This is a genomic window from Nocardioides humilatus (genome assembly GCF_008373755.1).
In the GTDB taxonomy this organism is placed as follows: domain Bacteria; phylum Actinomycetota; class Actinomycetes; order Propionibacteriales; family Nocardioidaceae; genus Nocardioides; species Nocardioides humilatus.
Genome location: NZ_VUJV01000010.1, coordinates 23,022 through 46,587, shown reverse-complemented (window position 1 = coordinate 46,587; position 23,566 = coordinate 23,022). Strand labels below are relative to the sequence as shown.

General features: G+C 70.5%; 25 protein-coding genes and 1 riboswitch. Of the genes, 22 read left to right on the top strand and 3 right to left on the bottom strand.

The annotated features are described in order from the left end of the window. The first annotated feature begins 24 nt into the window (after positions 1-24). The 14 genes from def (at position 25) to F0U44_RS21520 (ending at position 12,580) form a co-directional block, all read left to right on the top strand. Positions 25-570: a peptide deformylase gene (def, locus tag F0U44_RS21585; protein ID WP_149730464.1), complete on the top strand. Its 546-nt coding sequence runs from the start codon at positions 25-27 to the stop codon at positions 568-570. Next, a complete protein-coding gene (fmt, locus tag F0U44_RS21580) occupies positions 567-1,493 on the top strand; it encodes a methionyl-tRNA formyltransferase (RefSeq protein WP_149730463.1) in 927 nt (308 codons plus the stop codon). Before def ends, fmt begins: the two co-directional genes overlap by 4 nt. A gap of 14 nt (positions 1,494-1,507) precedes the next feature. Next, on the top strand, positions 1,508-2,905 hold the full coding sequence (locus tag F0U44_RS21575; RefSeq protein ID WP_149730462.1) for an RsmB/NOP family class I SAM-dependent RNA methyltransferase: 1,398 nt from the start codon (positions 1,508-1,510) through the stop codon (positions 2,903-2,905). Positions 2,906-2,945: 40 nt separating this feature from the next. Then, a complete protein-coding gene (locus F0U44_RS21570; protein ID WP_149730461.1) occupies positions 2,946-3,962 on the top strand; it encodes an LLM class flavin-dependent oxidoreductase in 1,017 nt (338 codons plus the stop codon). Between the two features lie 30 nt (positions 3,963-3,992). Further along, entirely contained in the window at positions 3,993-4,964 is a 972-nt protein-coding gene (gene ligD / locus F0U44_RS21565; RefSeq protein ID WP_149730460.1) for a non-homologous end-joining DNA ligase, read from the top strand. A gap of 11 nt (positions 4,965-4,975) precedes the next feature. Next, positions 4,976-5,644 (top strand): ribulose-phosphate 3-epimerase, encoded by a 669-nt coding sequence (rpe, locus tag F0U44_RS21560; RefSeq protein WP_188113618.1) that lies wholly within the window; start codon positions 4,976-4,978, stop codon positions 5,642-5,644. A gap of 63 nt (positions 5,645-5,707) precedes the next feature. Beyond that, complete coding sequence (locus tag F0U44_RS21555) at positions 5,708-7,237, top strand: hypothetical protein (RefSeq protein ID WP_149730459.1); 1,530 nt, start codon at positions 5,708-5,710, stop codon at positions 7,235-7,237. Positions 7,238-7,346: 109 nt separating this feature from the next. After that, positions 7,347-7,476, top strand: a riboswitch (FMN riboswitch). Between the two features lie 129 nt (positions 7,477-7,605). Next, a complete protein-coding gene (gene ribD, locus F0U44_RS21550; protein ID WP_149730541.1) occupies positions 7,606-8,640 on the top strand; it encodes a bifunctional diaminohydroxyphosphoribosylaminopyrimidine deaminase/5-amino-6-(5-phosphoribosylamino)uracil reductase RibD in 1,035 nt (344 codons plus the stop codon). 1 nt (position 8,641) lies between these two features. Next, on the top strand, positions 8,642-9,229 hold the full coding sequence (locus F0U44_RS21545) for a riboflavin synthase (RefSeq protein WP_149730458.1): 588 nt from the start codon (positions 8,642-8,644) through the stop codon (positions 9,227-9,229). Next, positions 9,222-10,505: a bifunctional 3,4-dihydroxy-2-butanone-4-phosphate synthase/GTP cyclohydrolase II gene (locus F0U44_RS21540; RefSeq protein WP_188113617.1), complete on the top strand. Its 1,284-nt coding sequence runs from the start codon at positions 9,222-9,224 to the stop codon at positions 10,503-10,505. Before F0U44_RS21545 ends, F0U44_RS21540 begins: the two co-directional genes overlap by 8 nt. Position 10,506: 1 nt before the next feature. Beyond that, positions 10,507-10,992: a 6,7-dimethyl-8-ribityllumazine synthase gene (ribH, locus tag F0U44_RS21535; RefSeq protein WP_149730457.1), complete on the top strand. Its 486-nt coding sequence runs from the start codon at positions 10,507-10,509 to the stop codon at positions 10,990-10,992. A gap of 11 nt (positions 10,993-11,003) precedes the next feature. After that, on the top strand, positions 11,004-11,267 hold the full coding sequence (locus F0U44_RS21530; protein ID WP_149730456.1) for a phosphoribosyl-ATP diphosphatase: 264 nt from the start codon (positions 11,004-11,006) through the stop codon (positions 11,265-11,267). 9 nt (positions 11,268-11,276) lie between these two features. Next, positions 11,277-12,134 (top strand): ATP phosphoribosyltransferase, encoded by an 858-nt coding sequence (hisG, locus tag F0U44_RS21525; protein WP_149730455.1) that lies wholly within the window; start codon positions 11,277-11,279, stop codon positions 12,132-12,134. Continuing rightward, positions 12,131-12,580 (top strand): PH domain-containing protein, encoded by a 450-nt coding sequence (locus F0U44_RS21520; RefSeq protein ID WP_246160747.1) that lies wholly within the window; start codon positions 12,131-12,133, stop codon positions 12,578-12,580. Before hisG ends, F0U44_RS21520 begins: the two co-directional genes overlap by 4 nt. Positions 12,581-12,587: 7 nt before the next feature. Here F0U44_RS21520 and F0U44_RS21515 read toward each other — a convergent pair whose 3' ends face one another. Genes F0U44_RS21515 through F0U44_RS21505 form a run of 3 tightly spaced genes read right to left on the bottom strand, consistent with a single transcriptional unit; the run spans position 12,588 to position 17,044 of the window. Next, on the bottom strand, positions 12,588-15,182 hold the full coding sequence (locus tag F0U44_RS21515; RefSeq protein WP_149730454.1) for an adenylate/guanylate cyclase domain-containing protein: 2,595 nt from the start codon (positions 15,180-15,182) through the stop codon (positions 12,588-12,590). 40 nt (positions 15,183-15,222) lie between these two features. Beyond that, complete coding sequence (locus F0U44_RS21510; protein ID WP_149730453.1) at positions 15,223-15,831, bottom strand: nucleoside/nucleotide kinase family protein; 609 nt, start codon at positions 15,829-15,831, stop codon at positions 15,223-15,225. Continuing rightward, on the bottom strand, positions 15,815-17,044 hold the full coding sequence (locus F0U44_RS21505; protein WP_149730452.1) for an amino acid deaminase/aldolase: 1,230 nt from the start codon (positions 17,042-17,044) through the stop codon (positions 15,815-15,817). Before F0U44_RS21505 ends, F0U44_RS21510 begins: the two co-directional genes overlap by 17 nt. A 67-nt stretch (positions 17,045-17,111) precedes the next feature. On the opposite strand from F0U44_RS21505, the gene F0U44_RS21500 reads away from it, so the two are divergent. From F0U44_RS21500 to F0U44_RS21465, 8 genes are all read left to right on the top strand, one after another. After that, positions 17,112-17,651, top strand: a complete 540-nt coding sequence (locus F0U44_RS21500) for an SseB family protein (protein WP_149730451.1) — start codon at positions 17,112-17,114, stop codon at positions 17,649-17,651. Positions 17,652-17,670: 19 nt separating this feature from the next. Continuing rightward, positions 17,671-18,552, top strand: a complete 882-nt coding sequence (locus F0U44_RS21495; RefSeq protein ID WP_223163793.1) for an SHOCT domain-containing protein — start codon at positions 17,671-17,673, stop codon at positions 18,550-18,552. 365 nt (positions 18,553-18,917) lie between these two features. Continuing rightward, the gene (gene infC, locus F0U44_RS21490) at positions 18,918-19,544 is read left to right on the top strand and encodes a translation initiation factor IF-3 (RefSeq protein WP_246160746.1); all 627 of its coding nucleotides are present in this window, start codon (positions 18,918-18,920) and stop codon (positions 19,542-19,544) included. 19 nt (positions 19,545-19,563) lie between these two features. Beyond that, positions 19,564-19,758 carry a 50S ribosomal protein L35 gene (gene rpmI, locus F0U44_RS21485; protein WP_028654205.1) on the top strand — a complete coding sequence of 65 codons (195 nt, stop codon included), beginning with the start codon at positions 19,564-19,566 and terminating at the stop codon, positions 19,756-19,758. Positions 19,759-19,805: 47 nt separating this feature from the next. After that, entirely contained in the window at positions 19,806-20,195 is a 390-nt protein-coding gene (gene rplT / locus F0U44_RS21480; protein WP_149730449.1) for a 50S ribosomal protein L20, read from the top strand. Between the two features lie 19 nt (positions 20,196-20,214). Beyond that, on the top strand, positions 20,215-20,994 hold the full coding sequence (locus tag F0U44_RS21475; protein ID WP_149730448.1) for a TrmH family RNA methyltransferase: 780 nt from the start codon (positions 20,215-20,217) through the stop codon (positions 20,992-20,994). A gap of 45 nt (positions 20,995-21,039) precedes the next feature. Continuing rightward, positions 21,040-22,518, top strand: coding sequence for an MFS transporter (locus F0U44_RS21470; protein ID WP_149730447.1), 1,479 nt, complete (start codon positions 21,040-21,042; stop codon positions 22,516-22,518). A gap of 23 nt (positions 22,519-22,541) precedes the next feature. Next, positions 22,542-23,564: a sensor histidine kinase gene (locus F0U44_RS21465; protein WP_149730446.1), complete on the top strand. Its 1,023-nt coding sequence runs from the start codon at positions 22,542-22,544 to the stop codon at positions 23,562-23,564. Positions 23,565-23,566: the final 2 nt, after the last annotated feature.

The following is a 23,566-nucleotide window of genomic DNA, read 5'->3' as shown; positions in this document are numbered from 1 at the left end:
GCGACGGGCCCCTAGACTTCCGGGGTGGCCATCCGACCTATCCGACTGTTCGGCGACCCTGTGCTTCGCCGGCGGGCGATCGAGGTGGTCGACTTCGACGTCGAGCTCCGCCAGCTCGTCACCGACCTCACCGACACGATGCTCGACGCGCCCGGTGCCGGTCTCGCCGCGCCCCAGATCGGGGTCGGCCTCCGCGTCTTCACCTGGTACGTCGACGGCGAGGTCGGTCACCTGATCAACCCGGTCCTCGACCTCTCCGCGGAGACGCAGGACGGGCCCGAGGGCTGTCTCTCGCTGCCCGAGCTGACCTACGACTGCCTGCGCGCGCTGTCCTTGGTGGCCTCCGGCTTCAACATGTACGGCGACCCGGTCAGGATTGAGGGCTCCGAGCTGCTCGCTCGGGCGATCCAGCACGAGACCGACCACCTCGACGGGGTGCTCTTCATCGATCGGCTCGACGACGCAGCGCGCAAGGCGGCCATGAAGGAGATCCGGGAGTCGGAGTGGTTCGGCCTCGAGCAGCCGGCCGTGAAGATCTCGCCGCACGCCACTGGTGGGTTCGGCCGATGAGGGTGGTGTTCGCCGGCACGCCGGAGGTCGCCGTCCCCGCGCTCGACGCCATCGCCGCGTCACCGCACGAGCTCGTCGGCGTCGTCACCCGCCCCGACGCCCCGTCGGGACGTGGACGCAAGCTCGCCGAGAGCCCGGTCGCGGTCCGGGCGGCCGAACTCGGCGTGCCCGTGCTCAAGCCCGACCACCCGCGCGACCCCGAGTTCCAGACCGCGTTGCGCGAGCTCGCGCCCGACTGCTGCCCGGTCGTCGCCTACGGCGCGCTCATCCCGCGCAGCGCGCTCGACATCCCCGAGCACGGCTGGGTCAACCTGCACTTCTCCCTGCTGCCGGCCTGGCGCGGCGCGGCTCCGGTCCAGCACTCCATCTGGGCGGGCGACGAGATCACCGGTGCGGCGACCTTCCGCATCGTCGAGGCCCTCGACGCCGGACCGGTCTACGGCGTGATGACGGAGACCGTGCGTCCCACCGACACCGCCGGTGATCTGCTCGGGCGGCTCGCCGAAGGCGGTGCCGGCCTGCTCGTCGCCACGCTCGACGGCATCGCTGACGGCTCGCTCTTCGCGCGGGAGCAGCCGAGCGAGGGTGTGAGCCTGGCGCCGAAGATCTCCGTCGACGACGCCCGGGTCGACTGGACCCAGTCGGCGGTCGCGAGCGACCGTCGGATCCGCGCCTGCACCCCCGGGCCCGGCGCGTGGACGACGTTCGAGGACGAGCGGGTCAAGCTCGGCCCCGTCCAGATCGTCGGCAACGGCCCCGCGCTCGCTCCCGGAGTGCTCGCCGTCGGCAAGAACGACGTGCTCGTCGGCACCGGGACGCTGCCCGTGCGGCTGGGCGAGGTGAAGGCGTTCGGCAAGAAGCAGATGGCGGCCGCCGACTGGGCGCGTGGCGCCCGCCTCGCCGACGGCGCGACGTTCGTGTGAGCCGGCCGCGCTCGATGCCCGACCAACGGAACCGCCGCCGACCACCCGCCGCCCGCCCGGCCGACCCGGCGCGCAGCGCGGCCCTCGAGGTGCTGCGGCTGGTCCGCACCGAGGATGCCTACACCAACCTCGCCCTGCCCGCCGTGGTCGCGCGGCACGGGCTCGACACCCGCGACGCGGGGTTCGCCACCGAGCTCGCCGCCGGCACGATCCGCCGCCAGGGCACCTACGACGCGATCCTCGCCGCCTGCATCGACCGGCCGCTGCGGAAGGTCGAGCTCGCGATCCTCGACCTGTTGCGACTCGGCTGTCACCAGCTGCTGGCGATGCGGGTGCCGACGCACGCAGCGATCTCGAGCACGGTCGACCTGGCCCGGGCCAAGTCCGGTCAAGGTGGCGCTGGCTTCGTCAACGCCGTCCTGCGCTCGGTCGCCCGTCGCGACCTCGACGCGTGGGTCGCCGAGGTCGCACCCGACCCGTCGGCGTCCCGGGACGCCCGGATGGATCACCTCGCCATCAAGCACAGCCATCCGCGATGGGTCGTCGACCTGCTCGACGTCGCCGCGCCCGACGACGACATCGATGCCCTGCTGGCCGCTGACAACGTGCCGCCGAAGGTGACCCTCGTGGCCCGCCCCGGTCGGTGCGAGGTCTCCGAGCTTCCCGGCACGCCGACCACCTTCTCGCCCTACGGGGTCGTGCTCGAGGGCGGCGACCCGTCCCGCATCCCCGCCGTGGCGGAAGGACGCGCGGGCGTCCAGGACGAGGGTTCTCAGCTGGTCGCGCTCGCGCTGGCCTCGGCGCCGCTCGAGGGGCGCGACGAGCGTTGGGTCGACCTCTGCGCCGGCCCGGGCGGGAAGGCCGCGCTGCTGGCTGCTTTGGCGGCGCAGCGGGGTGCCGGCGTACTCGCTGTGGAGCAGCACGTCCACCGTGCCGGGCTCGTACGACGGGCGGTGACCGACCTCGATGGCGCGACCCCGGGCGTCATCGGTGTCCTCACCGCTGACGGCACCCAGCCGCCGATCGCAGCAGGATCCGTCGACCGGGTCCTCGTCGACGCCCCGTGCACCGGACTCGGTGCGCTGCGGCGGCGTCCCGAGGCGCGCTGGCGTCGCAGCCCCGACGACCTGCTGACCCTGGTGCTGCTGCAGCGCCGTCTGCTGGCGAGCGCGCTGGACCTGGTGCGGCCCGGGGGAGTGGTGCTCTACGCGACCTGCTCGCCGGTCCGCGCCGAGACGGGCGAGGTCGTCGCCTCGACGATCGGCGGGCGCGATGACGTGACGCTCGAGGACGTCCGCCCGCTGCTGCCCGGCGTGACCCGGGCCGACGGACCGCTGCCCGGCACCGCCCAGCTGTGGCCGCACGTCCACGGCACCGACGCGATGTTCCTCGCGCTGCTGCGGCGCTCGTAGGCCGTGGGAATGCCAGGAGTGGTTGAACGTTGAACCAATCATGAAGAAGATCGGGTTCCTGTCGTTCGGCCACTGGTCGCCCGGGCCGTCGCAGGCGCGGACCGCCTCGGACGTGCTCCACCAGTCGATCGACCTCGCCGTCGCGGCCGAGGAGCTCGGCGCGGACGGCGCCTACTTCCGGGTGCACCACTTCGCGCGCCAGCTCGCGAGCCCGTTCCCGCTGCTCGCGGCGATCGGCGCACGCACCAGCCGGATCGAGATCGGCACCGGCGTGATCGACATGCGCTACGAGAACCCCCTCTACATGGCCGAGGACGCGGGCGCCGCCGACCTGATCGCCGACGGCCGGCTGCAGCTCGGCATCAGCCGCGGTTCACCGGAGCAGGTCATCGACGGATGGCGCTACTTCGGCTTCGCGCCCGCCGAGGGCGAGACCGAGGCCGACATGGCCCGCCGACACACCGAGGTCCTCCTCGAGGTGCTCAAGGGCGAGGGGTTCGCCCAGCCCAACCCGCGTCCGATGTTCGCCAATCCGCCCGGGCTGCTCCGCGTCGAGCCGCACTCCGAGGGACTGCGCGACCGGATCTGGTGGGGCGCCGCTTCCGAGGCGACCGCACGGTGGACCGGCGAGATGGGCATGAACCTGATGAGCTCCACGCTCAAGGCCGACGAGTCCGGCGAGCCCTTCCACGTGCAGCAGCGCAAGCAGATCGACGCGTTCCGCGAGGCGTGGCGGGAGGCCGGTCACGAGCGTGAGCCGCGCGTGTCAGTCAGCCGCAGCATTTTCGCCCTGACCGACGAGCTGGACCACGCCTACTTCGGCGCCGACCGAGCATCGACCGACCAGGTCGGCAACATCGACAACATGCGCGCGGTGTTCGGTCGCTCCTACGCCGCCGAGCCCGACGTGCTGGTCGAGCAGCTGCGCGAGGACGAGGCCATCGCCGCAGCCGACACCTTGCTGCTGACCGTGCCCAACCAGCTCGGCGTCGACTACAACGCCCACGTGCTCGAGTCGATCCTCACCCACGTCGCTCCCGAGCTCGGCTGGCGCTGACCCTCGCCACCCGTCGCTAGGCTCGGCGCCATGGCGAGCCCGGCGGTGGAGATCGAGGTCGACGACCGCGTGGTGCGGGTCAGCAACCCCGATCGCCTCTACTTCCCCGAAGCCGGGGTGACGAAGCTCGACGTCGTCGAGTACTACCGGGCTGTCGGCCCCGGGATCGTGAATGCTCTCTGGGAGCGCCCGTGCATGCTGCACCGGTTCCCGAAGGGGTTGGCGGGCCCGAAGGTGCACCAGAAACGGCTTCCTGCCGGGGCGCCGCCGTGGGTGGAGACGGTGCAGCTCTTCTTCCCGCGATGGAGCCGGACGGCCGACGAGCTCTGCGTGACGGAGCTGGGTGCGGTCCTCTGGGCGGTGCAGATGTCGACGGTCGAGTTCCACCCCTGGAACAGCCGTCGCGGCCAGACCGAGCAGCCCGACGAGTGGCGGATCGACCTCGACCCGGGCCCGGAGTCGACCTACGACGACGTGCGGAAGGTCGCCCACGTGGCGCGGGAGGTCCTCGACGAGCTCGGTGCGGTCGGCTTCCCCAAGACCAGTGGCAGCAAGGGGCTGCACATCTACGTGCGGATCCGGCCCGACGGTGACCACAAGGTCGTACGGCGAGCCGCCCTCGCCTTCGCTCGCGAGGTCGAGCGACGCGCCCCCGACCGGGTCACCACGACGTGGTGGAAGAAGGACCGCGACCCGGCGCACGTCTTCGTCGACTACAACCAGAACGCCCGGGACCACACGATCGCCGCGGCCTACTCCCTGCGGGGTCTGCCGGACGCGCGGGTGTCGACCCCGATCCGGTGGGACGAGATCGACGACGCCGATCCCCGCGACTTCACGATCCACACCGTGCCGAAGCGATTCGCCCAGATCGGCGACCTGCACGCCGACATCGACGACCACGTCTTCGACATCGCTGCGCTGCTCGAGTGGGCCGACCGTGACGATGCCGAAGGTGCCGTCGACCAGGGCAGCGCCGACGAGGGGGAGGACCCTCACTAGAATCACCGTCCGTGGGGCATATCCAGATCACGCCGTCGATCCTCAACGCCGACTTCGCACGTCTCGGCGAGGAGGTCGCCCGCATCCCCGGGGCCGACTGGATCCACGTCGACGTGATGGACAACCACTTCGTCCCCAACCTGACCTTCGGGCCGACCATGGTCGAGGCGCTCGCACGGTCGACCGACGTCCCGCTCGATGCGCACCTGATGATCGCCGACGCCGATCGCAACGCCCCGGCCTACGTCGAGGCCGGGTGCGGCTCGGTGACGTTCCACGTCGAGGCCACGAAAGCTCCGGTGCGGCTGGCGCGCGAGATCCGCGCGGCGGGCGCACGGGCCTCGATGGCGCTCAAGCCGGCCACACCGATCGAGCCTTACGAGGACCTGCTCCCCGAGCTCGACATGCTCCTCATCATGACGGTCGAGCCCGGCTTCGGCGGCCAGAAGTTCCTCGACCTCTGCCTGCCGAAGATCCGCCGCGCGCGGGCGATGATGGACAAGCACGGCATCGAGACCTGGCTCCAGGTCGACGGTGGCGTCTCTCTCGAGACGATCGAGCGCTGCGCTGAGGCAGGTGCTGACGTCTTCGTCGCCGGAAGCGCGGTCTACTCCGCCGATGACCCGGACGCGATGATCTCCGCCCTGCGAGCGAAGGCCGCCGACGCCGTCGCTCCCTGACGGTCCCGGATTTCATCCTTCTGGCCGTCGCCGGCCCGGGTGCGCCAGGAGTCCAATGGGGACATGGCCGCTTCTCGGACCTTCGGCGCTGTCGCCCTCGCGGCAGCCCTCCCGGTTGCGCTCCTCGTCCCGGACGGCACCGCCGCCCCCGCGGCCGACCCGACCCCGGTGGTTCTCACCGCGACCCTGGAGCTCCACGGCGAAGGCGGCAGCAACGACGTCACCGTTTCGGTGGAGCCCGGCCTCGGTCGGATCGAGGTCAGCCCCTACTACTGGTTCGCCCCTGACGCCGGCCGCTACGTGCATGTCGCTCTCGGCACCTCCGACGGCGGGGCCTGCCAGGTGGCGCGCCGAATCGTGGTGGATACCGACGACCTGACCGCTGCGTCGGCGTACGACGCCGCTGGCGATCCCCTTCCCGAGACCGAGCAGTTCACCGTCTCCGACGACTGGAGCGAGCTGGTCGCGCGCATCGGCATCGCGCCGTTCGACCCGGTCGACTGCGCGCGTGCCATCAGCTACGACTCACCGGACCCCGTCGACCACGGTCCGAGGATCTGGCGGGGAGGGGTCGTCCTGCTGTCCGAGACCGGCTACGCCGACATTCCGAGCACCTTCCCGATCGCGATCTCCTGCCCACGCTGGATCCCGTGGGCCTCCGAGGCGGGGATCGGCGTGACCCTGCTGTCGGATCCCGGCAGCTATCCCGGTGCCGGGGTGATCCCGCACCCCAGCCACCTCGACAGCGCCGAGGTCACCCTCGACCCGGGGCCCTTCACCGTGACGTCGATGCCCGACCTGCCCGCCGACCTGGATCTCTGGACTGCTCCGCCGAATCCCGGCGACCTGGCCATCGACCCGGCGGACGACCAGTTCCTCACCATCCGGATCGGCGGCACAGTGGTCCGCGACGGTGCGGCGGTGGACTGGACGTGCGGCAGGGTCCCGGTCTCTGTGCCGGCGCCGACCGGCTGGGTCGGCTCGCTGGAGGGAACCCTGTGGTGGAAGCGGGACACTGACTTCAACGGGGGGATCGGCACCTACGGCGTGCATCGCACCTACGAGTTCCTCGACGACACCTGGGTCTACGTCGACGACGAGTACGACGGCCCGCACACCGAACCCTGCACCGAGGTCGACCACGACTGGCCCGACGGCTGCCACCGCTACTTCTACGACGACGAGACCGGGCGGCTCCAGATCGACGACCGGCGGGCCAGCTACGCCAACGGCGGCTACCAGCTCCCGGGCTTCTCCGGCAGCTACGCGCAGTACCGCGACTACCAGGTCGTCGAGCCGGCGCGGTCCGACCAGCGCTTCGCCTACCGGGGCAAGAGCCGGTCAGGGAGCCTCGTCCTGCGCCGCGACGGCACCTACCACTACGAAGGACTCCACCCGGAGGGCGACGGGGAGGTCGACTGGTCGGGGCGCTACCGGTTCGTCGGCGACGACGACCAGGAGATCGTCCTCCGCCACGGGCGCCGGGCCTTCCGCGACGAGGTCCAGCTCTACTTTTGGAACTTCGACGGCCGCGACACCCTCCGCGACCTCGACACCCACCACCGGGTGTTCCGGTTCCGGGCGGCGGGCTGAACGGCGCTGATCGGGGTCGGTGATCGCGCCGTCGGCGGGTCCTGGGGTCCGTGTCGAGGGACACGTTGCGGGAATACCCAGGCCCTGTGCAACGATTGACCTCAAGAGCTCGCGTGCTCTGGGGTCGGTGAAAATCCGAGCCGGCGGTGACAGTCCGCGACCCGATCGCAGCCAGCGATCGGTTGACCAGGTGAAATTCCTGGACCGACGGTCAAAGTCCGGATGGGAAGTGCACGCACGAGTGATGGACGTGAGTGGTCAGCGCTGGTCGCGCCACGACGTCCCTCGCCCCTGATACCCCGGAGTCCGAGCACAGGACGACCGAGAGGACACAGGTGGCGGAGACCTTCGCCCAGGAGTACGACGCGATGCAGCGCGCGCTGCACCTCGCGGCGTCGCCCGGCGTCCCCCTCGGCCCCAACCCGCGGGTCGGCTGCGTGCTCCTCGCCCCTGACGGCTCGATCGTCGGCGAGGGCTACCACCACGGCGCGGGTTCCCCGCACGCCGAGGTCGAGGCGCTGCGCGCGGCGGGCGACCTCGCCCGCGGCACGACGGCGGTGGTGACCCTCGAGCCGTGCAACCACACCGGCCGCACCGGTCCCTGCTCGCAGGCGCTCATCGAGGCCGGCGTCACGAAGGTGGTCGTCGCCCAGCGCGACCCCAACCCGATCGCTGAGGGCGGCCTGGAGATGCTCGCCGCCGCGGGCATCGAGGTCGAGCACGGTCTCCTCCTCGACGACGCGCGGGCCCTCAACCCGGCCTGGACCTTCGCCCACGAGCACGGACGCCCGTTCGTGACGTGGAAGTTCGCCACCACGCTGGATGGACGCAGCGCCGCGACCGACGGCAGCTCGCACTGGGTGTCGTCGCCGGCGGCCCGTCGCGACACCCACGTCCTGCGCGCCCTGTGCGACACGATGCTCGTCGGCACCAACACCGTCGTCGTCGACGACCCGCAGCTGACCGTCCGCGACGCCGACGGCGAGCCCCGCCCGCACCAGCCGCTGCGCGTAGTGATGGGGGAGCGCGACCTCCCGCCCGAGAGCCGGGTCTTCGACGACCAGGCCGAGACCGTGCAGCTGCGCACCCACGACCCGGTGGAGGCGCTCGAGACCCTTTACCGCGATCACGGCCGCCACCACGTGTTCTTCGAGGGTGGCCCCAAGCTCGCGGCCGCATTCCTCAAGGCCGGCGTGGTCGACGAGGTGCTGGTCTACGTCGCGCCACTGCTCCTCGGCGGCGGCAAGTCGGCGGTCGGCTCGCTCGGCATCCGCACCATCACCAAGGCGCTGCAGTTCGACCTGGTCGACACCCTGGTCCTGCTGCCCGACAGCGACGACGCCGACGACAGCGCGATCAACCTGCGGCTCACGCTGCGCCCCACCCCTGCGAAGGAGAGCTGACATGTTCACGGGCATCGTCGAGGAGCTCGGCACCGTCCTGGCTCTCGAGGAGCAGAGCGACGCCGTACGACTGACGGTCGAGGGCAGCGTCACCACCGACGCCGCTCTCGGCGACTCCATCGCCGTCAACGGCTGCTGCCTCACCGTCGCCACCCGTGGCGAGGGCTCGTTCACGGCCGACGTCATGAAGATGACGCTCGACAAGACCTCGCTGGGCGCCCTGGAGGTCGGTCACCGGGTCAACCTGGAGCGGGCCTGCACGCCCACCACGCGCCTCGGCGGACACATCGTGCAGGGGCACGTCGACACGACCGGCACGATCCTGCGGCGGGAGCCCGGCGAGCACTGGGAGCTGGTCGAGATCGCCCTCCCCGAGCAGATCCGGCGCTACGTCGTCCTGCACGGCTCGATCACCGTCGACGGCATCTCGCTGACCGTCGCGGAGCTCCACGACGAGAGCCTCGTCGTCTCCCTCATCCCCGAAACGCTCGCCCGCACCACGCTCGGCTTCAAGCAGCCCGGCGACCCGGTGAACCTCGAGGCGGACATCATCGCCAAGCACGTCGAAAGGCTGATCAAGAATGACTGAGTCCAGCAAGGTGTCCAGCAAGGTCCGGCTCGACCCCGTCGAGCGCGCGATCGCCGACATCGCTGCCGGCAAGGCCGTCATCGTCGTCGACGACGAGGAGCGCGAGAACGAGGGCGACATCATCTTCGCCGCCGCGAAGGCGACCCCGGAGCTGATGGCGTGGACGATCCGCTACAGCAGCGGTGTCATCTGCCTGCCGATGCCCGGCGCCATGCTCGACCGGCTCGAGATCCCGCTGATGACGCCGCACAACAAGGACAAGATGCGGACGGCCTACACGATCTCGGTCGATGCCCGCGACGGCGTCTCCACCGGCATCTCGGCTGCCGACCGGGCTCACACGGCGCGCGTCCTGGCTGACTCCGCCACCGAGCCGTGGGAGATCACCCGTCCGGGCCACGTCTTCCCGCTGCGCTACCGCGAGGGCGGGGTGCTCGTCCGTCGCGGTCACACCGAGGCCGCCGTCGACCTGGCCAAGCTGGCCGGGCTCACGCCGGCCGGTGTGCTGGTCGAGGTCGTCAACGACGACGGCACCATGAAGCGGGCCCCGGAGCTGCGTGCGTTCGCCGACGAGCACGACCTCGCGATGATCTCGATCGAGGAGCTGGTGAAGTACCGCCGGCGCACCGAGGTCCACGTCATCCGCGAGGCCGAGACCCGTCTTCCCACGAGCCATGGTGACTTCACGGCCTACGGCTACACGATCACCGTCGACGGCAGCGAGCACGTCGCTCTGGTGTACGGCGACCCGGCCGAGCTGTCCGACGGGGAGCCCGTCCTGACCCGGGTGCACTCGGAGTGCCTCACCGGCGACGTCTTCGGCAGCAGCCGATGCGACTGCGGTCCCCAGCTCAACGAGGCCATGGACCGCATCGTCGCGGAGGGTCGCGGCGTCGTCGTCTACCTGCGCGGTCACGAGGGTCGTGGCATCGGCCTGGTCGCCAAGCTGCAGGCCTACCAGCTCCAGGACGGCGGTCGCGACACCGTCGACGCCAACCTCGACCTCGGCCTGCCCGCCGATGCGCGCCACTACGGCGCCGCGACCCAGATCCTCAAGGACCTCGGCATCGGCGAGGTGCGGCTGCTGACCAACAACCCCGACAAGGTCAGCAACCTCGAGGACTACGGCATCAAGGTCGCCGAGCGGGTGCCGCTGACCCCGCACCCCAACGACCACAACCTGGCCTACCTGCTGACCAAGCGTGACCGGATGGGCCACCACCTCCCCGACCTCGAGACCGACCTCGACCTGGATGCAGAAGCAGGAGCCAACTGACATGGCCGGACACGGAGCCCCGACCGCCCAGCCGACCGACTGCCACGACCTGCGCGTCGCGGTCGTCGCCGCGAGCTGGCACACCCAGGTGATGGATGGCCTCATCGCGGGCGCCCAGCGCGCCTTCAAGGACCACCAGGTCGAGGCGCCGGTCGTCGTACGCGTGCCGGGAGCCTTCGAGCTGCCCGTCGTTGCCTCGGCGCTCGCCGCCCAGGGCTACGACGCCGTCATCGCGCTGGGCGTGGTCATCCGCGGCGGCACGCCGCATTTCGACTACGTCTGCAACGCCGCGACCGACGGTCTGACCCGGGTCGCGCTCGACCACACGGTGGCGATCGGCTTCGGTGTGCTGACCACCGACACCGAGCAGCAGGCGCTCGACCGGGCCGGAATCGAGGGGTCCGTGGAGGACAAGGGCTACGAGGCAGCGTCCGCCGCTCTTCTCACCGCCCAGACCCTGCGCAAGGTCAAGCGGCACCAGCCGTAGCATTGAGCCCTGTGAAGACGTTCGACGAGCTCTGGTCCGAGCTGAGCGAGAAGGCGCAGACCCGCCCTGCCGGTTCCGGCACGGTCGCGGCGCTCGACGCCGGCGTGCATCAGATCGGCAAGAAGCTGGTCGAGGAAGCGGCTGAGTCGTGGATGGCCGCGGAGCATGAAGGCAAGGACCGGGCGGCCGAGGAGATCAGCCAGCTGATCTACCACGTCCAGGTCCTCATGCTCGCCCTCGGCCTCGAGCCGGCCGACGTCTACGCACACCTCTAGGACTTCACCATGACCCGCCTCAAGATCGCGATCCCCAACAAGGGGGCGCTCTCCGCGGCCGCCACCGACATCCTCAAGGAGTCGGGCTACCGGCAGCGCACCGACACCAAGGAGCTGCGGCTCCTCGACACCGAGAACGACGTCGAGTTCTTCTACCTGCGTCCGCGCGACATCGCGCTCTACGTCGGAGAGGGCACCCTTGACGTCGGCATCACCGGTCGCGACCTGCTGCTCGACTCGGGCGCGAAGGCCGAGGAGGTCATGTCGCTCGGTTTCGGGCGGAGCACCTTCCGCTTCGCGGGCCCGCAGGGCGCCTTCGAGGCCGACGCCGACCTCGCCGTCTTGGCGGGCAAGCGGATCGCGACCTCCTACACGGGGATCGTGCAGAGCTTCCTCGACACCCGGGGAATCGAGGCCCACGTGGTGCGCCTGGACGGTGCGGTCGAGACCAGCATCCAGCTCGGCGTCGCCGACGTGATCGCCGACGTGGTCGAGACGGGCAGCACGCTGCGCGCGGCCGGGCTCGCTGTCTTCGGTGAGGCGCTCCTGGACTCCGAGGCCGTGCTGGTCACCCGTGCCGGCAACGGCTCGCCCGCGTTCGAGATCTTCAAGCGCCGGGTCGACGGCGTCTTGGTGGCGCGCGGCTACGTGATGATGGACTACGACATCGAGGCGTCGAAGGTCGACGCCGCGGTCGCTCTCACGCCCGGTCTCGAAGGTCCGACGATGTCGCCGTTGCATCGCGAGGGGTGGGTCGCGGTCCGCGCGATGGTGCCCCGTGCCGGCGCCCAGCGTCTGATGGACGAGCTCTGGGACCTCGGCGCCCGCGCGATCCTGCTCACCGACATCCACGCCTGCCGCCTGTGACCGAGCCTGCCGCGCCGGAGCCGGGCCTGCCCCGGACCTGGCGACCGCTGGGCCCGCGGATCGCGGCCTTCGCCTTCAGCGTCGTGCTGATCGGCGCGTTCGCGATGTTGTGGGTGACCTTCCCGCAGCAGACCAAGGACGCCGTCAGCCCGTTGCAGCGCGCCACAGTGATCTTCTTCATCGGTCTCGGCGTGGCGCTGCTCAACGGCCTTGCCCGCTCACGCATCACCGCGAGCGACACCGGGCTGGTGGTGGTCAACGGCTACCGCAAGCGCGAGCTCGCGTGGGCACAGGTCGTCGCGGTCCACCTGCCGCCGGGAGCACCGTGGCCGACCCTCGACCTCGACGACGGCAGCTCGATGTCCGCGATGGGCATCCACGCCTCCGACGGTCCGCGCGCAAAGACCCAGGTCGGCGAGCTGCGCGCGCTCCTCGCCGCACGCTGAGCCAGGCTCAGGCCTTCACACCACCGGTGGCGTACTGCAGGGCACGGTCGACGAGGTCGCTGTAGGAGAGCGCGGCTCCGCGGGCCTGCGCCGCGGCTGCTGCCTCGTCGCCCAGGCGCTGCTCGGCCTCGGCAAAGGCCCGGGTGAACTCCGGCATGACGTCGCCGTGCCCAGCGCCCGTCCGAGCGCGGTAGACCGCATCGATCGCGGCGTGCAGCTCGACGGCCGGTTCGCCACGTCCGGTCTCGGCGAGCAGCCAAGCGACGCACTTCACGTGGTCGAGGGTGAGGTTCAGCTGCTGGCGGGGGACCTCGCGCAGTGCCTGCTCGCTGAGAGCCAGCGCCGCCGTCGGGTCTCCGCTCAGTCCCGCGATCATCGCCTCGTTGTAGGAGTGGCCGACGGAGTAGGTGCCGGTGCCGACGCCCCACCGCGCGAGCACCCGCCGTCGGTGTTCCAGGCCAGCAGCGTCGAGCTCGAAGAAGGTCGCGCCCCGGCGCTCCCACTCCTCGCGCCAGCGCGGGTCCGCGATGAGGTCGACGAGCGGTTCCATCTCGTCCATCCGGTCGAGGGCGGCGCCGACCTGGTCGGCCGCCTCCAGCGCCCCGGCGGCGCGATGTCCGGCGATCACCGCCTCGCGGACGTCGCCGAACGCGAGATATCCGCGCGCCGCACGCTCGAACGTGGTCACCTCGGCGTCGGAGTCGGTCGACCAGCGCATGCCGTGGAGGAGTCCCTCGGCGAAGGCCACGGCTGCGTCGTCGTAGCCCCGGGCCTCGTCATCGATGACGAGGTCGGGGATCGCTTCGGCGACTACGGCCAGGCGGCCCAGCTTCGCCAGCCCGGGCGCGGTGAGGCCGATGAGGTGCCGATGGTCGCCGGTGTCCCGGGTCCAGTGCAGTGCCTGCAGGACCTCGGGCAGGAGGTCGGCGATGTTGGCCAGCATCCTGCGGTAGTCGACGTGCGCGGTCAGGGTGAGCTCGCGCATCTCCTGGCCGACGACCTCCGCATGGCGTCGGCGTCGGCGATCTTCGAGCGGTGACGCGGCGAGGAGCTCGACGGCGTGCCGTCGTACGCGCTCGGGCATCGCGAAGCGCCCATCTCCCTTGACGAGGACCAGGGATGCGTCGATGAGCCGGCTGAGCGCGTCCCAGACGGCCAGCTCGTCGAGCTCGCCGTCGAAGAGCCCCTCAGCCTGCTCGATCGACCACGACTCCGCGAAAGCGGCGAAGGCGGCGAAGACGTCCTGCTCGGTGGTCGTGAGGAGGGACAGGGTCCAGTCCAACGCGGCCCGCAGCGACTGCTGTCGCGCGGGCATGTCCCGCCCGGCGCTGCCGAGCGCGTCGACGTCGCGCTCGAGCGCCGCGACCAGCCGCTCGACGCCGAAGACGCGGATCCGGGCCGAGGCGAGCTCGATGGCGAGCGGAAGGCCTTCGAGCAGCGCGCAGAGCCGCTCCACGCTCGCCCGGTCGGCCCCGTGCGCCCCGACGCTGAAGGCGCTGTCCCTGGCCTGCGACCTGGCCACCAGCATCTCGATCGCGGAGCCGCCGGCGCCGTCGCTGCCGCCGCCCGAGGTCAGAGGTTCGAGCCGGTGGAGGGTCTCTTCGAAGAGCCCCAGCGGCACCTGAGCGGTCGCGAGGACGGCGACGTCAGGGCAGTGCTCGAGCAGGTCGAGTGCCAGGGTCGCCGCGGCGTCGACGAGATGTTCGCAGTTGTCGAGCACGACGAGCATCCGGCGATGGCGCAGGTGCTCCCGCGCGGCGAGCAGCGGGTCGCCACCCAGTGGCGCGCCGGTCGCCTCGGCGAGCGCAGCCGGCGCGTGGTCGGCATCGACGGGGGAGAGCGCCACGTAGGCAACCCCATCGGCGAACTCGGTGGCCAGCCGCTCACCGACGGCGACCGCGAGGCGGGTCTTGCCCATGCCGCCCGGCCCGATGACCGTGACGAGCCGGCGGCCCGTGGTCAGCATTTCCGACAGCTCGGCCACGACGCCGTCGCGGCCGATGAGCGGCGCTGCGATCGAGGGCAGGTTGTTGTGGAAGGTCGACAGCGTGGTCGGCGCCGGGAAGTGCTCGGGCGGGTGGCCGGGGGAGACCAGTTGGAAGAGCTCGCGCGGTGTGGGGAAGTCCTTGAGCCCGTGGTGTCCGAGGCTGACGGCCGCGTCAGCGCCCAGGCCAGCGCGCATGGCGGCACTCACCACCACCTGTCCGCCGTGGGCGGCGGAGCAGATTCGGGCGGCGAAGTGGACGTCCTCGCCCCAGTAGTCGTTGCCGCGGACTTTCGGCTCGCCGTAATGCAGGCCCATCCGGACCCGGACCTGCTCGCCGCTCGGCCAGGCGTGGCGGGCGACCCGTTCCTGGACCTCCAGGGCCGCCTGCGCTGCGTCAGCCGGGTCGGCGAAGGCGGCCCCGAACGAGTCGCCCTCGTTGGAGAACTCGTGGCCGCCGCGCTGCGCGAAGGTGCGTCGCAGGATCTCGTCGTGCTGGTCGAGGAGGTCGCCGTAGGCCGGTCCGAGACGGTTCAGGAGCGCGGTCGACCGCTCGATGTCGGAGAACAGCAGTGCAACCCGCCCGGTCGGGAGCGCCGCGGAGCCTGCGTCGCCCACAGGGAAAGGCTAGTGGCGCGGCGCGGGAAATGGCGCAGGCTCAGTCGCGGATCATCCGTTCGGCTGATCGGGTGCCCGTGCCGTCCACGAGCACATCGGCCCGTTCGGCTGTGCGCTGGTCGGCGAAGTGGACGTCCTCCTGCCGCATCCAGCCGTCCCACTGGGGCGCGATCGCCTCGCCGTCGCGCGCCAGACCCCGCTCCCGACGAAGGTCGCGCGGCGCGCTCACCCAGACGAGCACGGTGATCATCGTCGACAGCTCTGCTGCCCCGGATCCCACGCCCTCGAGCACGAGCAGCGGCGGTGGCTCGACGTCGACGGTCTCCGTGAACTGCCCCTTCAACCAGTCGTAGCGCCGGTAGAAGCCCGGCCGGCCGAGGGCCAGCGGCCGGACGAGCGTGCTGAGCTGACGTGAGACCGAGCCGAGACCGGTCCAGCCGTCGTAGAGCTCGTCCATGTGGACGACGTGCGACGCGGGGTCGAGCGCGGACAGGGTTGCTGCGAGCGTCGACTTGCCCGATCCGGCGGGGCCGTCGACCGAGATCAGGCGGGTCGCCCCGAGCGTCGGACCACGTTCGGCAGCCAGGGCGAGGACCAGTCGGGCCGCCTCCTCCGGGGAGCCCGGCGCCGCCTCAGAAGACGAGACCATGTCCCCGGTAGGTCGCCACGGTGTCGACGAAGGTGTCGCCCGACAGCAGGTGCACGCGGTCGGTGTGCTCGAAGGGCTCGCCCGACTTGGCGTGCCGGAACCACACCAGGTCGCCGACGCGCAGGAGTGCGGCGGGGTGGCCGGTCAGGGGTGTCTGGACCTCGCCCGCGCCTTCCATGCCGGTCACGTGGAGCCCGGCCGGCGCCCACGGCGAGGGGAGCCGGTCGCTGCCCGCAGTACCGCTCGCGACGAAGCCGCCGCCGTGCACCGTAGCGATGTCCGCGGAGGGGCGCCGGGTCACAGGGAGCCCGAAGAACGAGGCAGGACGAGGCTGGAACGCCTGGTAGTGGTCGAACAGCGTGGGGACGAGCAGCCCCGAGCCGGCGGTCACCTCGGTGACCTCGGGGTCGGCCGCGGACGACTCCAGCGAGCCCGAGCCGCCGGCGTTCCACAGGGCAAGGTCGGTGACCTCGCGAAGGGCCGCCGCGATCTCGGCGCGACGGGCCCGGAGCTGGGCGACCGAGGCGTCCTTCAGCCGGCGGACGACCATCGACTTCGCGCGCTGGTGCGGCACCGCGTCGGGCACCCCGGCGACCTGACCCTCGTAGGTCATGACCCCGGCGAGCTGGAAGCCCGGACGGGCGATGACCGTGCGCGCGAGGGCCACCACGTCAGCGGCGTCGTAGAGCGGCGAGCGCTTCGGTCCGACGTGGCGACCGCCGACGACCAGGCCCGCATCCACGTCGATGGCGACCCGGACCGGCACTGCTGTCGAGGCGCGCACGGAGTCGACGACGTCGAGATGGGCGACGTCGTCGATCATCAAGGTGATGCGCGAGGCAGCGCGGGGCGAGGCGACCAACCGGCTCAACGCCGCGCGGTCGACGCTCGGGTAGGCGACGAGGATGTCGTCGACCTCACCGTCGACGACGCCGTTCTCCTCGAGCCACAGCGCCTCGGCGAGCGTGTAGGCGTGCACGCCTCGGAAGCCGTCGTGGCTGAGGGCGCGCTTGATCAGCTCCGGCACCCGGACTGACTTCGACGCCACGCGGACGGGTTTGCCTGCGGCGCGCTTCACGAGGTCGGTGGCGTTGGCGTCGAACGCGTCGACGTCGACGACGAAGACCGGTGTCGACAGCGACTCGCCGTGCGACCGCACGGCGGCGTCCAGGCGCGCCGCCAGGCGGTTCCGAGAGATCGAGTCGGTCGACATCCGGTCATCGTTTCACGCAGGTGACGTCGATGTCGGTTCGCGACACGGCCACGGCGACAATGGGCACGTGACCGAGGAGCACCCCCAGCAACGCCTGATCCAGGGATCGCCGTACGTCGATGACGACGGCGCGGCCGACGCCGCGTTGCTCGCCGCCCTCCAGCAGTACGCCGACGGGGCGGTCGTCTACCCGGCGGTGCTCGCGTCGCTGGCGGCGGCCCGGTTGCTGGTGCCGGTGGTCGCTCTCCTCGGCGAGGTCGACTACGACGAGGCCGGGCTGGCCCACGACAAGGCCAGCGACATGGCGACCGTGCTGCTGACGGCGCCCGACGGTCGCCAGGCACTGCTCGCTTTCTCCGGGACCGACGCAATGCGCGCGTGGGACGCCGAGGCGCGCCCGGTGCCGGTCGCGACCGCCCTGGCCGCGGCGACCGCTGTGCAAGAAGGCGCCGACGCACTCGTGGTCGACGTCGGCAGCCCCCACTCGCTGACGGTGGCGGGGGACGATCTCCAGCGACTGGCTGCCGGCTGGCAGCCGGTGCAGGTGGCCGACGGGGGTTGGGCCTGGCTCGGAAACCCTCCGGCAGGGTCTGGCAGCGGCGGCTGAACAACGGCACGATCCCGCTATGGACCCGACCAGGATGCGCCTGCTGCTGATCGGCTGGTGGTGCGCGACGGTCGTCCCTGGCGTCACCGTCGCGATCTTCCTGCCTGACCAGGCGCGCGAGCCGAGTGGCGCTGTCCTCGCGCTCTGGATCGTCGGCTTCGTCGTCCAGCTCCTCCTCTTCATGGTCCTGTCGCGCCAGCTGAAGGGCGTGACGCTCTCGATGGTCCTGTGGTTCGCCGTGTCGCTGCTGCCCTTCGGCATCGACTGGGCGTTCGAGAATGTCGCGGCGGAGATCGCCCTGGTGCTGACGGCGGTCCTCATCGCGCTCGTTATCGACTACAAGGTGACCAGCTCCGCCGGTCTCCAGCGTGACGGAATCCGGGCCACCGCTGTGGTGCTCGAGGTCAAGAAGCCGCTGATGAACGTGGTCGTCAACAACGTCTACATCAAGCGCAAGCTCCGGGTCCGGATCGAACGGGACGACGGGGCGGCGCCCTACGAGGCCTCCTACTCCGATCTCTTCATGATCGGGGACGTCCCCGACCCGGGTGAGTCGTTCCGCGTCGTCGTCGATCCGGCGAAGCCGCAACGGATGGAGGCTGCCGAGGCCGGACGTGGACGGGGGCCCACGCCGCAGGTCGCGCCCGTGGCCGCGCCCGCGACGGGGCGGGGGTCGGCGTCGGGCCGGACCACCTGGCGGTTCACCAGCTGGAAGGGCACCGGCTCCCGACCGTCGTACGCGCCCTATCGACCGGAGCCGTCGCGCCCGGCCTCGACCTCGACGTCCGCAGGCGGGCGCGACGTGACGGCGGCGCTCCAGCAGCTCGCCGACCTCCATGAGAAGGGCCAGCTGACCGACGAGGAGTTCGCCATCGCCAAGCGCGAGCTCTTGGGCGGCTGAGGATTCTGCGGTCCCGGAATGATTCGGGTAGCATTCCCCGTTGACCGATCTGTCATCACAGCAATGGGGTGACAGGTCCACAAGCGGAGATCAGGCAAGACATCTTCTCCCACCCGCATCGATCGCCCAAGCCCCGCCAGATTTTGGGGAGAAGATCGTCGGGTCCGGTTCCAGAGACCAGGTCGTGCGCGTGAGCGTGCGGTGAAGGTGTCGTGACTGGCTTCCGCTTGATGAGCGGGAGCCGTTCGTGCTTTTCAGGACAGATCCCGAGAAGCACAACAGCGACTGACACCAACGACACTGGAGGACACATCAGCACCGAGCTGCGTATCAACGAGCGGATCCGGGTACCCGAGGTCCGACTCGTGGGACCCAACGGCGAGACCGTGGGCATCGTCCCGACGGACCAGGCTCTCAAGCTGGCGCAAGAAGCCGACTTGGACCTCGTCGAGATCGCTCCGATGGGCAAGCCGCCCGTCTGCAAGCTCATGGACTACGGGAAGTTCAAGTACGAGAACGCCCAGAAGGCCCGTGAGGCACGACGGAACCAGACCAACGTCATCATCAAAGAGATGAAGCTGCGGCCGAAGATCGACCAGCACGACTACGAGACCAAGAAGGGTCACGTCGTGCGGTTCCTCAAGGCCGGCGACAAGGTCAAGATCACGATCATGTTCCGCGGTCGCGAGCAGCACCGCCCCGAGCTGGGTTTCCGCCTGCTGCAGAAGCTGGCCGAGGACGTCTCGGAGCTGGGCTTCGTGGAGTCCTCGCCCAAGCAGGACGGCCGCAACATGATCATGGTGCTGGGCCCGAACAAGAAGAAGGCTGACGCCAAGCTGGAGGTGAAGGCCGCCAAGCAGGAGGCCGCCGCCGAGCGGGATGCCGAGAAGGCAGCCGAGCACGCCGAGCGCGTCGCCCACCAGCCGGCTTCGCCGGACCAGAAGAAGCCGAAGCGCGCCAACGAGGCGCTCGACCCCGACATCGACCTGTAAGTAGAGAGATAGCGAAGAGATGCCGAAGAACAAGACGCACTCCGGTGCCAGCAAGCGGTTCAAGGTGACCGGCAGCGGCAAGATCCTGCGGGAGAAGGCCGGCAAGCGCCACAACCTGGAGAAGAAGGCCTCGAAGGTCACCCGCCGCCTGACCGGCACCGTCGAGGTCGCCAAGAACGACGTCCCGCGCGCGAAGAAGATGCTCGGTCTCTGACCGGCACTCGCCACTGAGCACTGAGCACTGAAACAAGGAGTTAGAAGATGGCACGCGTCAAGCGCGCGGTAAACGCGCAGAAGAAGCGCCGGACCACCCTCGAGCGCGCCAGCGGCTACCGCGGCCAGCGCTCGCGCCTCTACCGCAAGGCCAAGGAGCAGGTCACCCACTCGCTGGTCTACAGCTACAACGACCGGAAGAAGAACAAGGGCAACTTCCGCCGTCTGTGGATCCAGCGGATCAACGCCGCCGCTCGCGCGGAGGGCCTGACCTACAACCGCTTCATCCAGGGCCTCAACCTGGCCGGCATCGAGGTCGACCGCAAGATCCTCGCCGACCTCGCCGTCAACGACCCGGCCGCCTTCTCGGCGATCGTCGCCCAGGCCAAGGCCGCCCTGCCGGAGGACGTCAACGCCCCGGCCGAGGCTTCGGCCTGATCCGCTGATCAACCCTGGCATGACCCCTCTGACCGCGGGCAACACCCGTGTGAAAGAGGCAAGGAAGTTGAGCCGCCGCTCGGTCCGCACCGAGCGGCGGCTCTTTCTTGCTGACGGCCCCAAGGCCGTCGAGGGTGCTCTCGAGGCACCTGATCGCGTGGTCGAGGTTTTCGCCACGCCCGCCGGCGCCGAGCAGTACGCCGGCCTGCTGGCTGCCGTCGACGTGACCCTCGTCGACGAGCGGGCCCTGGCGTCCCTGTCCGAGGCGGTCAGCCCGGCGGGGGTCGTGGCCGTCTGCCGAATGTTCGACCAGGCCTTCGACGACCTCGCCGACGCCAACGGCCCCATCGTGATCTGTGACGAGATCCGCGATCCCGGAAACGCGGGCACGATCCTGCGAACCGCAGACGCTGCCGGAGCGCATGGCGTGATCTTCACGAGCGACTCGGTCGATCCCTACAATCCCAAGGCCGTCCGGGCAAGTGTGGGGAGCCTGTTCCACGTCCCGTTCGCCGTCGATCCGGATCCCGCAGCGACGGTCCGCGGTCTCCAGGAAGCCGGGTGGGTCGTCCTCGCCGCAGACGGTGGGGGAGAACTCGACCTCTTCACAGCCGACGACGTACTCCGACAGCGGGTCGCCTGGTTGTTCGGAAATGAGGCGCGCGGACTGCCGGACGAACTGCTGGAGCTCGCCGACCACCGGGTGCGGATCCCGATCTACGGACGCGCCGAGAGCCTCAACCTGGCGACCGCAGCGGCGCTGTGTCTCTACGCCAGTGCAAAGGTTCACCGGAAGTAGGTCGATTCGAGACCCACTGTCGGTGGCCGCTGCAAGGCTGGAGCCATGACGACAGACCCCGTCGAGACGACGGCCTCGGACCCCCGCCGCTGGAAGGCGCTCGGTGTCCTCGGGCTCATCCAGTTCATGCTCATCCTCGACGTGACGGTGGTCAACGTCGCGCTCCCCGACATCCAGAAGGACCTGCACTTCTCCGAGACGGGCCTGGCCTGGGTCGTCAACGGCTACGTCCTGATGGCCGGCGGCCTGCTCCTGCTCGGTGGCCGTCTCGCCGACATGATCGGCCGCAAGAAGGTGTTCCTCCTCGGCGTGATCCTCTTCGGTGCCGCGTCCGCCGCCTGTGGCGCCGCGGTCAACGCGGAGATGCTCGTGTTCGCCCGCTTCGCCCAGGGCATGGGAGAGGCGCTCGCCGCACCGGCGTCGCTGGGCCTCATCGCGTTGATGTTCCCCGACCCCCAGGAGCGCATCAAGGCGCTCGGCATCTGGGGCGGGATCGCCGGGCTCGGCGGCACCAGCGGCACCGTGATCTCCGGGTTCCTCACCGAGCTGGCCGACTGGCGGTGGATCTTCTACATCAACCTGCCCGTTGCGGCGTTCGCGCTGATCGTCGTGCCCCGCTTGGTCTCCGAGAGCCGGATGGAGCGCGAGTCGCAGCACCGTCCCGATGTCGCGGGCGCCTTCACCGGCACGGCCGGTCTGATCGCGATCGTCTACGGCCTGCTCGAGGCGGTCGACCACGGCTGGGGGTCGAGCAACGTTCTCGTCCCGCTCCTCGGTGGCCTCGTCCTCATCGCGCTGATGGTGTTCATCGAGTCGCGGGCCACCGACCCGTTGATCCCGCTCTCGTTCTTCCGCAACCGCACCCGGGTCGTGACCAACTTCGTGACCCTCTTCTTCGCGGCCGGATTCTTCTCCTACTTCTTCCTGCTGACGCTGTTCGAGCAGCAGGTGCTCGGCTACTCACCGATCGAGGGGGGCCTGTCCTACCTCCCGCTGGGTCTGACGATCGGTGCCGGCATCGGCTTCAGCACGGCGATGATGCCGCGCCTCGGCGTGCGCACGATCCTCACCGCCGGGTTCCTGCTCTGCGCGGCCGGGTTGGCGCTCACCAGCATGGTGTCGACCGACACCGAATACGTGTCGGGGATCCTGCCGGGCATGTTGCTGCTCGCCTTCGGTTCGGGCATCAGCTTCCCGGCCTACGGCAACGCCTCGCTCCACGAGGTCACCGGTCAGGACTCCTCGCTCGCATCCGGTGTGCAAAATGCCATGCAGCAGGTCGGTGGTGCCCTCGGCCTCGCCACGATCGTGACGATCGCGCTGACCCACGCCCAGCACCAGATCGAGGACGGGGTGCTGCCGCCAGAGGCGTTCACCGACGGCTTCGCCCTCGGCTGGCGGGTCGCGGTCGCGCTCTTGCTCCTCGGCGGCGTGCTGGTCGCGCTGCTGCTCGAGAACGTGCTGGCGGTGCCCCGCAACCCGCTGGCAGAGGAGGTCGCGGCCGAAGCCGGGCCGCCGGCGTGACCACGGTCATCTAGGGTCGGTGCATGGGCCACGACCACCTGGACGCACTCCCTGACGGAGTCGTCCTGGCTGATGCCGAGGGACGGGTCGTCACGGTCAATCAGATGGCGCGACGGATGCTTGGCCTGCCCGACGACGTGATCGGTCAGCCGCTCGAGGTGGTGCTCGCGCTGAGCGACCACGACGGCAACGGCTGGGTCGCCTGCAACCTGCCCTACGAAGGCCTGCCCAGTCGGACCGGGGTGCCGGAGCAGGAGTGGTTGCTGCCGGACGGCTCGGAAGTGCTGGTGGCCGCTCGATTGCACCGCAACGGGACCGGCCCGGTCGACACGGTCGCGGTCAGCCTTCGGTCGGGGCGCGGGCGAGCCCGGCTGGACCGGGAGCGGTCCGACCTCGTCGCCACCGTCGCGCACGAGCTGCGCTCGCCACTGACGGGAGTGCGCGGGTTCGTGCACGCGCTTCTGAACCGGTGGGACAAGCTCAACGACGAGCAGAAGAAGCTCATGCTCACGACCGTCGCCTCCGATGCGGACCGTCTGACCCGCCTGATCGCCGAGCTCCTCGACGTCGCACGGATCGACACCGGCAGGCTCCAGATCCACCCGCGTCCGTGCGACCTGGTCGTCCTCTCCGAGCGCGTGGTGGCCTCGGTCCAGCACGCGACCTCACGTCGGATCACCTTGATCGCGAGCGACGTCCCGCAGGTCGCCGCCGACCCCGACAAGGTCATCCAGGTCATCACCAATCTCGTCGAGAATGCGGTCAAGCACGGCGAAGGTGACGTGGAAGTGGCGGTTGCCGTCGACCCCGAAGATCCGGCGTTCGTCGCGGTCCGGGTCACCGACGGCGGCGACGGCATCCCGGCCGAGCTCCGCGCGCGGGTGTTCACGAAGTTCTGGACCGCGAGCGCAGGCGGCGGGTCGGGGCTCGGGCTCTACATCGTCAACGGGCTGGTCCGCGCCCACGGAGGGAGCGTCTGCATCGACGACCGGCCAGGCGGTGGCGCCAGGGTCCGGGTGACGTTCCCCGCAACGGGCGCCCACTGAGG

Bases quoted from the DNA above. Each gene is read 5' to 3' on its own strand.
- ribD (WP_149730541.1), top strand. From the start codon at position 7,606: ATGCAGCGCGCGCTGCACCTCGCGGCGTCGCCCGGCGTCCCCCTCGGC.
- F0U44_RS21540 (WP_188113617.1), top strand. From the start codon at position 9,222: ATGACTGAGTCCAGCAAGGTGTCCAGCAAGGTCCGGCTCGACCCCGTC.
- F0U44_RS21505 (WP_149730452.1), bottom strand. From the start codon at position 17,044: ATGTCGACCGACTCGATCTCTCGGAACCGCCTGGCGGCGCGCCTGGAC.
- fmt (WP_149730463.1), top strand. From the start codon at position 567: ATGAGGGTGGTGTTCGCCGGCACGCCGGAGGTCGCCGTCCCCGCGCTC.
- F0U44_RS21555 (WP_149730459.1), top strand. From the start codon at position 5,708: ATGGCCGCTTCTCGGACCTTCGGCGCTGTCGCCCTCGCGGCAGCCCTC.
- F0U44_RS21545 (WP_149730458.1), top strand. From the start codon at position 8,642: ATGTTCACGGGCATCGTCGAGGAGCTCGGCACCGTCCTGGCTCTCGAG.
- F0U44_RS21510 (WP_149730453.1), bottom strand. From the start codon at position 15,831: ATGGTCTCGTCTTCTGAGGCGGCGCCGGGCTCCCCGGAGGAGGCGGCC.
- F0U44_RS21495 (WP_223163793.1), top strand. From the start codon at position 17,671: ATGGACCCGACCAGGATGCGCCTGCTGCTGATCGGCTGGTGGTGCGCG.
- F0U44_RS21465 (WP_149730446.1), top strand. From the start codon at position 22,542: ATGGGCCACGACCACCTGGACGCACTCCCTGACGGAGTCGTCCTGGCT.
- hisG (WP_149730455.1), top strand. From the start codon at position 11,277: ATGACCCGCCTCAAGATCGCGATCCCCAACAAGGGGGCGCTCTCCGCG.
- rpmI (WP_028654205.1), top strand. From the start codon at position 19,564: ATGCCGAAGAACAAGACGCACTCCGGTGCCAGCAAGCGGTTCAAGGTG.
- rplT (WP_149730449.1), top strand. From the start codon at position 19,806: ATGGCACGCGTCAAGCGCGCGGTAAACGCGCAGAAGAAGCGCCGGACC.
- ribH (WP_149730457.1), top strand. From the start codon at position 10,507: ATGGCCGGACACGGAGCCCCGACCGCCCAGCCGACCGACTGCCACGAC.
- F0U44_RS21470 (WP_149730447.1), top strand. From the start codon at position 21,040: ATGACGACAGACCCCGTCGAGACGACGGCCTCGGACCCCCGCCGCTGG.
- ligD (WP_149730460.1), top strand. From the start codon at position 3,993: ATGGCGAGCCCGGCGGTGGAGATCGAGGTCGACGACCGCGTGGTGCGG.
- F0U44_RS21570 (WP_149730461.1), top strand. From the start codon at position 2,946: ATGAAGAAGATCGGGTTCCTGTCGTTCGGCCACTGGTCGCCCGGGCCG.
- F0U44_RS21575 (WP_149730462.1), top strand. From the start codon at position 1,508: ATGCCCGACCAACGGAACCGCCGCCGACCACCCGCCGCCCGCCCGGCC.
- F0U44_RS21475 (WP_149730448.1), top strand. From the start codon at position 20,215: ATGACCCCTCTGACCGCGGGCAACACCCGTGTGAAAGAGGCAAGGAAG.